We start from the raw sequence: 5,864 nt of genomic DNA on the forward strand, positions 1-5,864 counted from the left end.
GGGCCCCTGTGGATCCCCTTCGATCAGGCCGGCGCCGACGTCTGGCTGCAGCGCTTCCTGGCGGAACGGCTCGATGGCTTCGGGCCGTATGAGGACGCCCTCGGCCGCCAGCTCGCCACCCTGCACCACTCCCTGCTCTCGCCCTTGCTCAACATCGGCCTGCTCACCCCCGCAGCGGTGATCGCGGCCACCCTGGAGCACGCCCGGCGCCGGCAGGAGCGCGGCCAGCCGGTGCCGATCGCCTCGCTGGAGGGCTTCCTGCGCCAGGTGATCGGCTGGCGCGAGTTCGTGCGCGGCATCGACCGGGTGCACGGCGAGCGCCAGGCCAGCGCCAACTTCTGGAGCCACCAGCGCCGGCTCGCCCCCTGCTGGGAGGACGGCAGCAGCGGCCTGCCGCCCCTGGATGCGGCGATCGAACGCGTCAACCGGCTCGGCTACAACCACCACATCGAGCGGCTGATGGTGATCAGCAACCTGATGCTGCTGTGCGAGATCCACCCCGGTGAGGTGCACCGCTGGTTCATGGAGCGCTATCTGGATTCCTACGAGTGGGTGATGGGCCCGAACGTCTACGGCATGGGCCAGATGAGCGACGGCGGCCTGTTCGCCACCAAGCCCTACATCGGCGGCTCCAATTACATCCTCAAGATGGGCGACTTCAAGAAGGGCCCGTGGTGCGAGATCTGGGATGGCCTCTACTGGCGCTTCATCGACCGCCACCGCCCCTTCTTCCAGGCCAACCCTCGCCTCTCGATGATGGTACGGATGCTGGAGAAGATGGACCCCAAGCGGCGCGAGGCCCTGGAGGCCGCCGCCGAGGGGTTCCTGGCGCGGGCCACCCGTTAAGGGGCCTTGGGAACGAAGACGCGGGGCGCCAGGTTGAGGTGGCGGATGCGCTGGGCGAAGCCGCGGTCGTCGAAGGAGGCGAGCGTGTTGCAGCCACGGCAACTGGCGTGGTGCAGGGCATCGGCGAAATCGAGCCCGGCGCGCAGCCCTGCGACGGCCTGCTCCAAGGCTGGGCGATCTTCGGCGCTGAGGCCGGGGTGGGCCAGCAGGTGGTCGAACACCAGCAGCACCTGCTCGGCCGCGAAGCCGTAGTACCCACGCAGGACCCACTCCAGCTCCAGGGCCACGGTCTTGGGCAGGAACAGGGGCTGCCCCGATTCGATCAGCTGCCGGGCCGCCTGGCGCTGGCGTTCGGTCGCGGCATCGGCCCCGTCCTCTGCGACGAAGTAGCGGGCCAGCACGTTGGTGTCGAGGCCGATCACGGGGTCAGCAGGCTGGCGGGGTCGAAATCCACCGGCACCGGAGGACGGGGGCTCCTGAGCAGACCGAAGCCACTGGTCGGCAGTGGCTGCTCCGGCTTGCAGGAGCGCACCTCGATGTGATCGCCCACCAGCTGGAAGCTGACCCGACCGCCCCGGGCCAGGCCGAGCTGCTGCCGCAACGCCTTGGGGATGGTGACCTGACCCTTGCTGGTGATCGAGCTGGTGGCGGCTCCCATCGACTCCATCGCAAGCGTCTCGGGGCGAGGCATTACCTGGTAAGGATACGTCGATCAGCGCGGATCGACGAGCATGGTCATGTCCTGAGCGACCCCCTGTCCGTGACCGCCACTGCCGCCGACGCCGCCACTCGGCCGCCCGCCCCCACCGTGCTGCTGGAGCGGCTGGCGGCGGTGGAGGGCATGGGACCCGGCCGGCGCCGGCTGGTGCTGCTGCTCAGCCAGCTGGGCGACTTCGACAGCCTTGAGTACGCCCAGGCTTTGGTGACGGTGCTGCCGCAGCTGGAGGCCGCCGGCATCGCCGTGCTGGCGATCGGCATCGGCGACGCGGCCGGCCGCGAACGCTTCTGCGCCTTCACCGGCTTCCCGCCCGATCGGCTGCTGGTGGACCCCGAGCCGGATCTGCACCGCGACCTGGGGCTCTACGAGGGGCTGAAGCAGGCCGGCGGGCCCTGGCCGAACCTGCTGCTGATGTGCGCTGGCCTGGGTTCCCCCGGCACCCTCGCCGAGGTGCTGCGTGGTTACACCGGCGATCGCAGCGCCCCCCAGCGCATCGCCGACGACGAGACGATCCAGGCGGGCCCGCTGCCGCCGATCAAAGGGTCGTTCTTCGCACGGGCCGGCGGCAGCGGCTTCCAGCGCCCCTTCAAGCTGGCCACCGTGCGGCTGCGCAACATGGCCGAGGTGCTGGGCCACTGGCGCACCTACGTCCCCCGCGACGACTTCCTCACCCAGCGCGGCGGCACCTACCTGCTGGAGGCCGACGACACCCTGCTGTACAGCCACCGCGACCCCGGCATCCTTGGCTTCTCGGCCACCATGGCTCGGCCGCTGAGCTTCCTGGAGCCGTACCTGGGCTGAGGTGGGTGGCGCAGGCAGAGACTTAGTCCATGACTAAGCTAAGCAAGAGTACCGACCCGGCCCTGTGGAACGTCCAGCACCGGCACCCCGTCTGGTGAATGTGCACCAGGCCAAAACCCAGCTCTCGCGGTTGATCGATGACGCCCACGCCGGGGAGACCATCGTGCTGGCCAAGGCCGGCAAGCCCTGGGCACGGTTGATGCCCCTGGAGGCGCCGGCTCCCCAGCGGCTCCCCGGTCGTCTGCGTCACCTGGGTCCCCTCAGCGAGCCCGACGCCCTGCTGGAGCCCATGGCGCCCGATCAGCTCGCCGACTGGGACGCCAGCCCCGTGGTTCCGGCGTCAGCCCTGGCGTGAGCAGCACCTCCGCCTACCTGCTCGACAGCCATGCCCTGCTGTGGTGGTGGTTCGATCCGGAGCGGCTTTCGGGTGCTGCCCTGGCCCTGCTGGTGGATCCCACCAGCAGGATCCTGGTGAGTGCTGCGTCGGTCTGGGAACTCAGCCTCAAGCACCATCAGGGCAAGCTGCCCGAGCTGGCCGCGGCCCTGGCTGATCTTCCTGGCCTGCTCCAGGCCGATGGCTTCCAGGCGCTGCCGATCTCCCTGGCCCATGGTCTGCGGGCCGGCGGCTACAGCCAACCCCACCGCGATCCCTTTGATCGGATGCTGGCGGCCCAGACCGAGCTGGAGCGGCTGGTGCTGCTCACCGCTGATCCGCAGCTTTCCGCCTTTCCCTGTCAGACGTTCTGGTGAGAAGCGGGGCCGGCCAGAAGAAGCCAGCCAGAAAAGGCCAGCCGCCGTTACAGCCCCTCCAGGAGGGGGCGCAGCGCCTCGGCCGGTCCGCTCTCGGGCTCAAACAGGGGGCCGTCGCCCTCGATGACCTGGCCGTTGTGCAGGCAGATCCGGAAAAGGGCGTCGCCCATGGAGTCCACCACGATGCAGTGGCGGGCCCGCTCGCTGACGATCGGCAGGAACCCGGCGAGCCACTCCATGGTGCCTCTGATCCGGCGGGCGTCCCGTTCGTCGTCGTCGTCGAAGCCGCCACAGGCCAGGCGCAGGAACAGGCTGCCCCAGGGCTCGCGGCGCTGATAGTAGAAGGCGTGGCTGTTGAGGCCATGGCCCCAGAAGCCCACGCAGAAGGTGCCGAGGGGAGCGGCGGCCAGGAAGGCATCGATCGTGCTCTGCAGCAGGTAGAGCGGCTCCGTGCCCCGGGCGGTGCCGAACAGGGTCTGCCCCTGCCAGTGCAGCGGCTGATCGGGAGGCAACAGGCTGAGGGGGAAGGGCCCACCGATCCGCTCGGCGTAGAAGGACAGAAGGCTGTCGAGCGTGGGCTCCATCGAGGGGTCTGCGGCGGGTTCCATCCTCCCCAGCACGGTTGGATCGAGGCCGGCTTCCCTGCGAAGGACCAGAGACAGCCGCAGGCCGCTGGCGTCACAAGGCCCCCAACCCCGCCTTCAACCCCTCGGTGACGGCCGCCAGGAACGGCAGATCCAGTGTGTCGATCGTGTCGCTCATCCGGTGGTAATGGGGGTTGCGCATGAAGGAGGTGTCGGTCACCATCACGGCGTCGTAGCCCGCGTCCCAGAAGGGACTGTGGTCGCTGAGGCGCACATCAGGAATCGAACGGCCGGCATCGGGCACCGGCAGCACCTTGGTGACCACGTGCTCCCCCATGCGGCTGGCCAGGCCCGGCAGCATCGCGGCGGCGCCCACGTTGCCCACCACGGCGATGAAATCGCCGCGATCGCCATAGATCGCGCGCATCGCGGCATGGGGATAGCTCTGGGTGGGGGCGGTGTAGGCGAGCATCTCCAGGCTCACCATCAGCTTCAGCTTCTGGCCGTCGGTCTTGAGCTCATGGGCCAGGGCGCTGCTGCCGACCATGCCCCACTCCTCCTGGTCGAAGGCCACGATCCACACCGGCCGCCGGGGCGGCTGGCCCTTCCAGTGCCGGGCCATCTCAATCAGGGCCGCCAGGCCGGAGGCGTTGTCGTCGGCGCCGATTGAGTGCAGGGGGCCGTCGTAGTGGGCCGCCACCAGCAGGGGATCAAGCTCCGGGCGCTGGCCGGGGAGCTTGAGGATCAGGTTGGTGCCCGCATCGATGCCCTCACGGAAGTGGTGCTCCTGCACCGGCCCCAGGGCGCCGAGCTGCTCGCTGAGATAGGCACGCACCGCCATCAGGCCCATGGGATCCCAGCGGGCGTGGCGGGGCCGGGCCAGGTGCTGCAAGTGTTCCAGCAGGGGCGCGGGGTCTGGGGTGGGCTGGTCGATGGCGGGGCGGCCGATGGGGCACCAAGCCTAATCGCTTGACACCTGCACTGCAAGTGTGGATAATTAGGGGATGGTCAAGGTCTCCGCTCCAGCTGACGCCCTCTACGGCCTCGAGGACCTCCTCCTCGTCGCCGGCAAGCTGCTGGACGAGGAGATCTCGCCGCGCACGGTGCGTCTCTATGCCACCCAGGGGTTGATCGATCGCCCCGGCAAGGAGGGGCGCAGCGCGGTGTACGGCCGCCGGCACCTGTTGCAACTGGTGCTGGTGCGCGCCCTGGCCCGGCGCGGCCTCAGTCTCTCCGCCATTGCTCCCTTCTGCGTTCTGGCCGACGCCGATCTGGAGCAGCAGCTGGAGCAGCTCGATGGCGAGGGGGCGGCGGCCACCGCTCCCCCTGCTCAATCGGCCAACGAGGCCCTGCGGTACCTGCGGGATCTGCCCTCCACGGCTGACGACGTCGGTGATCCGGCGGATGGCGCTCCGTCCTTCGCAGGAAAAGTTGCGGCCATGGGCTCCGTCCTTGGGATGCTCAACAAACCCCTGTCCTCCCGCTCCAGCGACAACGGCAGCCGCTGGCTGCGTTTCACCCTCGCCCCCGGCATCGAAGTGCACGTCCGCGACTCCGTTCTGCCTCCTCCCGCCGGCCCCCGGCGCCAGCAATGGCTCCAGCGCCTTCTCGATCGCCTCAACGACCTGCTCGACGACGCCTCCCGCTGACTTATCTCACTCGAGACCCTCTCCCATCGCTCCTCATCCCCACCATGAACTGCAATACATTCTACATGACATATCTATCCTGTGAGGCCGTTTCTCCGTTCGGATAGAAATCACTACTCTCAAAATCTATAATCACAAACCTTATTTCTTTGCTAACTATCTCATGAAAAAGGATTCATTTTGGAAGCAGCTGATCTCCTCCATCGCGGGCCTTGGGATCCCAGGTCTAGTGCTGTTGGTGGTCATGTCCTCTACCGGATTTGCCGGCGCCGCGGCACTCACGACTGCGCTGGCAGCCATGGGGGGGCCAATGGGCATGTTGGGGGGTATTGCTGTACTGGGTATTCTGTCGATGATGGCGAAAGGACTTGCAGCTTATGGCTTGGACGCCATCTTCTTTGCGGTTGTAGATGAACTAGAGAGACGCGGAATCGACAAAGAAGATATAGTCAAATACGTAGATGAATTGCGGTTCATCCCGGCAATGATAAAGAAAATTATCATTGATATGATCGG

10 protein-coding genes are annotated in these 5,864 nt (G+C 67.6%); 6 read left to right on the plus strand and 4 right to left on the minus strand.

The features are described from left to right. On the plus strand, positions 1–846 hold an 846-nt coding region (locus KBZ04_RS13610), incomplete at its 5' end, for an FAD-binding domain-containing protein (RefSeq protein WP_315860123.1). Here the strand turns inward: KBZ04_RS13610 and KBZ04_RS13615 are convergent. Next, on the minus strand, positions 843–1,268 hold the full coding sequence (locus KBZ04_RS13615; protein ID WP_254992445.1) for a type II toxin-antitoxin system VapC family toxin: 426 nt from the start codon (positions 1,266–1,268) through the stop codon (positions 843–845). The genes KBZ04_RS13610 and KBZ04_RS13615 overlap by 4 nt on opposite strands. Further along, positions 1,265–1,504, minus strand: coding sequence for an AbrB/MazE/SpoVT family DNA-binding domain-containing protein (locus KBZ04_RS13620; protein WP_254992446.1), 240 nt, complete (start codon positions 1,502–1,504; stop codon positions 1,265–1,267). Before KBZ04_RS13620 ends, KBZ04_RS13615 begins: the two co-directional genes overlap by 4 nt. A 183-nt stretch (positions 1,505–1,687) precedes the next feature. On the opposite strand from KBZ04_RS13620, the gene KBZ04_RS13625 reads away from it, so the two are divergent. The 3 genes from KBZ04_RS13625 to KBZ04_RS13635 all read left to right on the plus strand — a co-directional run bounded on the left by KBZ04_RS13625 (position 1,688) and on the right by KBZ04_RS13635 (position 3,115). Further along, complete coding sequence (locus tag KBZ04_RS13625) at positions 1,688–2,365, plus strand: peroxiredoxin-like family protein (protein WP_254992453.1); 678 nt, start codon at positions 1,688–1,690, stop codon at positions 2,363–2,365. Between the two features lie 100 nt (positions 2,366–2,465). Continuing rightward, positions 2,466–2,720 (plus strand): type II toxin-antitoxin system Phd/YefM family antitoxin, encoded by a 255-nt coding sequence (locus KBZ04_RS13630; RefSeq protein ID WP_254992447.1) that lies wholly within the window; start codon positions 2,466–2,468, stop codon positions 2,718–2,720. Continuing rightward, positions 2,717–3,115, plus strand: coding sequence for a type II toxin-antitoxin system VapC family toxin (locus KBZ04_RS13635; RefSeq protein WP_254992448.1), 399 nt, complete (start codon positions 2,717–2,719; stop codon positions 3,113–3,115). Before KBZ04_RS13630 ends, KBZ04_RS13635 begins: the two co-directional genes overlap by 4 nt. Positions 3,116–3,162: 47 nt before the next feature. Here the strand turns inward: KBZ04_RS13635 and KBZ04_RS13640 are convergent, their stop codons facing one another. Together KBZ04_RS13640 and KBZ04_RS13645 are read right to left on the minus strand one after the other, a co-directional pair. After that, positions 3,163–3,723 carry a hypothetical protein gene (locus tag KBZ04_RS13640; protein WP_254992449.1) on the minus strand — a complete coding sequence of 187 codons (561 nt, stop codon included), beginning with the start codon at positions 3,721–3,723 and terminating at the stop codon, positions 3,163–3,165. A 70-nt stretch (positions 3,724–3,793) separates the two neighbouring features. Then, positions 3,794–4,591, minus strand: a complete 798-nt coding sequence (locus tag KBZ04_RS13645) for a M20/M25/M40 family metallo-hydrolase (RefSeq protein WP_254992450.1) — start codon at positions 4,589–4,591, stop codon at positions 3,794–3,796. A gap of 112 nt (positions 4,592–4,703) precedes the next feature. Here KBZ04_RS13645 and KBZ04_RS13650 point away from each other — a divergent pair, with 112 nt between their 5' ends. Next, on the plus strand, positions 4,704–5,348 hold the full coding sequence (locus KBZ04_RS13650) for a MerR family transcriptional regulator (protein WP_254992451.1): 645 nt from the start codon (positions 4,704–4,706) through the stop codon (positions 5,346–5,348). Between the two features lie 163 nt (positions 5,349–5,511). Continuing rightward, positions 5,512–5,864 (plus strand): hypothetical protein (locus KBZ04_RS13655; protein WP_254992452.1); only part of this gene is annotated, 353 nt, incomplete at its 3' end.

Origin of the sequence: Cyanobium sp. N5-Cardenillas (assembly GCF_024345515.1) — a bacterium.
In the GTDB taxonomy this organism is placed as follows: domain Bacteria; phylum Cyanobacteriota; class Cyanobacteriia; order PCC-6307; family Cyanobiaceae; genus Cyanobium.

Coding starts and splice junctions, on each gene's coding strand:
- KBZ04_RS13620 (WP_254992446.1), bottom strand. CDS start 1,504: ATGGGAGCCGCCACCAGCTCGATCACCAGCAAGGGTCAGGTCACCATC.
- KBZ04_RS13650 (WP_254992451.1), top strand. CDS start 4,704: ATGGTCAAGGTCTCCGCTCCAGCTGACGCCCTCTACGGCCTCGAGGAC.
- KBZ04_RS13625 (WP_254992453.1), top strand. CDS start 1,688: ATGGGACCCGGCCGGCGCCGGCTGGTGCTGCTGCTCAGCCAGCTGGGC.
- KBZ04_RS13640 (WP_254992449.1), bottom strand. CDS start 3,723: ATGGAACCCGCCGCAGACCCCTCGATGGAGCCCACGCTCGACAGCCTT.